2 protein-coding genes are annotated in these 2,405 nt (G+C 34.8%); both read left to right on the forward strand.

Annotated features, from left to right (window positions below; translation table 11 throughout):
• The first annotated feature begins 213 nt into the window (after nucleotides 1-213).
• On the forward strand, nucleotides 214-789 hold the full coding sequence (gene rsmD / locus ENL20_11180; GenBank protein ID HHE39114.1) for a 16S rRNA (guanine(966)-N(2))-methyltransferase RsmD: 576 nt from the start codon (nucleotides 214-216) through the stop codon (nucleotides 787-789).
• Entirely contained in the window at nucleotides 790-2,187 is a 1,398-nt protein-coding gene (locus ENL20_11185) for a cysteine--tRNA ligase (GenBank protein HHE39115.1), read from the forward strand. It abuts the gene before it with no gap.
• Nucleotides 2,188-2,405: the final 218 nt, after the last annotated feature.

Consider the following 2,405-nt stretch of genomic DNA (forward strand, 5'->3'; position numbering starts at 1 on the left):
ATAAAGGATCTTTATGAGACTCATCTAAAAAAGATCGGAACTTTCGAGGAGATAAAGTTATCCCAAATCAATAAAGCTATAAAATTTTATAAAAATGCAAATTCCCCAGAAAATCAATAAATTATGTGCAAAATGCACAAGGAAATGTAAACAATCAAGTGATATAATTTTAGTTAAGTGTCCCAATTTTGAAAAAAAAGCTGTCCAGATGGAATTCAAATTTGCTTTCCCCAAAAAGAGCAGGAAGAAATGAGAATTATTGCTGGAAAATTTAAAAAAGCAAATTTATTTTCCGTTCCGGGAAATATCAGCCGTCCAACTACGGATTTTCTGAAAGAGGTTATCTTTTCCGTGCTTCCGGATTGTGCTCAAAAAACGGTTCTCGACCTTTTTGCAGGAACAGGTTCGCTTGGTTTGGAAAGTTTAAGTCGGGGAGCAATATCAGCAGTTTTTGTCGATGTCTCTTCAAGAGCAATTCACACGATTAACAGCAATATCAGTAAATTGAATTGCGAAGATATCTGTAAAGTCTATCATCGCAGAGTAAGTCCGTTTTTGAAGACCTGTCCCGAACAATTCGATCTGATCTTTCTCGATCCTCCTTATAATAAAAATTTGGTGAATAAAACAATAGAATTAATTTGTCAGAAAAAGGTTATGAAAAAAAAAGGAAAAATTATTGTCGAACATTCAAAAAAGGAGATAATTTCGGAAAAATGGAAAACAGGTCTCGAGTATGAAAAGGTTTCAGGAGAGAGTGTGATTTCGATATTACATTATGGGGATTAAATGAAAATTTATAATACTTTAACAAGAAAAAAAGAAGAATTCAAACCCATAGAACCAGGGAAAATAAAAATGTATAATTGCGGTCCGACAGTCTATAATTACATTCATATCGGAAATGCTCGCAATAATGTTGTTTTCGATGTTATCCGCAGATATTTTGAGTTTCTTGGTTTTGATGTTACTTATGTGCAAAACATTACTGATATAGATGATAAACTTATAGAGCAGTCTATTTCCGAGAAAATTCCTGCTTCTGAAGTTGCGAAAAAATATATTAAAGCATTTTTTGATGATATTACAAAACTGGGTATCAAGAAACTTACTCATCAACCCAAAGCAACCGAATATATCGGAGAAATGATCAAATTGATCAAAACTCTTGAGGATAAAGGTTTTGCTTATGAGAAAAACGGTGATGTTTACTTTTCGGTTACTTCCTTTAAAGAATATGGAAAATTATCCGGGAAAAAGATAGAAGACCAGAAAGCAGGAGCAAGAGTGGAAGCGAATAAACTAAAAAAACATCCGGCAGATTTTACACTCTGGAAGAAGGCAAAACCCGGAGAACCAAATTGGGGAAGTCCCTGGGGAAAAGGTCGTCCCGGCTGGCATACGGAATGTGTTGTGATGTCGAGAAAATTTCTGGGAGAAACTTTCGATATTCACGGCGGAGGTAATGATTTGATCTTTCCGCATCACGAGAATGAACTGGCGCAGGCAGAAGCGATTTCCGAAAAACCTCTGGCAAACTACTGGATACATAACGGTTTTCTCGATCTGGAAGGAGAAAAAATGTCCAAAAGTCTGGGTAATTTTTTCACAGTAAAAGATGTTCTAAAAAAATTTGATCCGGAAACGATCAGGTTCTTTTTCCTTTCTAAACATTATCGTAGTCCCATCGATTTCAGTGAAGAAATTCTCAAAGAATCCCAGCAGGCGATGAAGAATTTCTATTCAATTTTATCAGAAGTAGATTATTTATCATTCCAAACTGAAAGTCCTGAATATTCTGCAAAACAATTCAAATTAAAAGGTAAATTCACCGAAGCTATGGATGATGATTTTAATACTGCAAAAGCAGTTGCTGTGCTTTTTGAAATCGTGAAAATTATTCGTGATCTAAAAACGAAATCAAATGCAGATTATAAAAATTATGCTCATTTATTGATCGAACTCGGTTCAGCACTCGGTTTCTTCCAAAATATCGAGGAAAAACTTAAAACGAATTTAGACTCGATTTCCGAAAATTTGATCGAACTGCTGATCAAATACAGAAAAATATTCAAGCAGGAGAAAAACTGGAAATTTGCAGATATGATCAGAGATGATCTGAAAAAAACAGGAATTGTTCTAAAAGATAGAAAGGATGGTACGGATTGGAGTTTTGAGAAAAATTAATAATCTCAAGTTTCGCAGTAATAAAAACCCCTTGTTAAGCTGTCCATTATACACATCTTTTTTTAGTAACATCATGAACGGCGTATTTCCTTTTCTGTTTGCGTTTGATTCCCACACCTGAAGGTGTGGGTTTTTGATTTATCCTAATTTCCAGAAAAATCCGAATCAATAGCCCCTACCTTCAGGTAGGGGAACACTCAAACCCTTTAGTAGTAGGC

The sequence above is a fragment of the Candidatus Cloacimonadota bacterium genome, from assembly GCA_011372345.1.
Lineage (GTDB): Bacteria > Cloacimonadota > Cloacimonadia > Cloacimonadales > TCS61 > DRTC01.

Excerpts from the sequence above, each read along its gene's own strand:
- ENL20_11185 (HHE39115.1), top strand. The coding sequence starts at position 790 with ATGAAAATTTATAATACTTTAACAAGAAAAAAAGAAGAATTCAAACCC.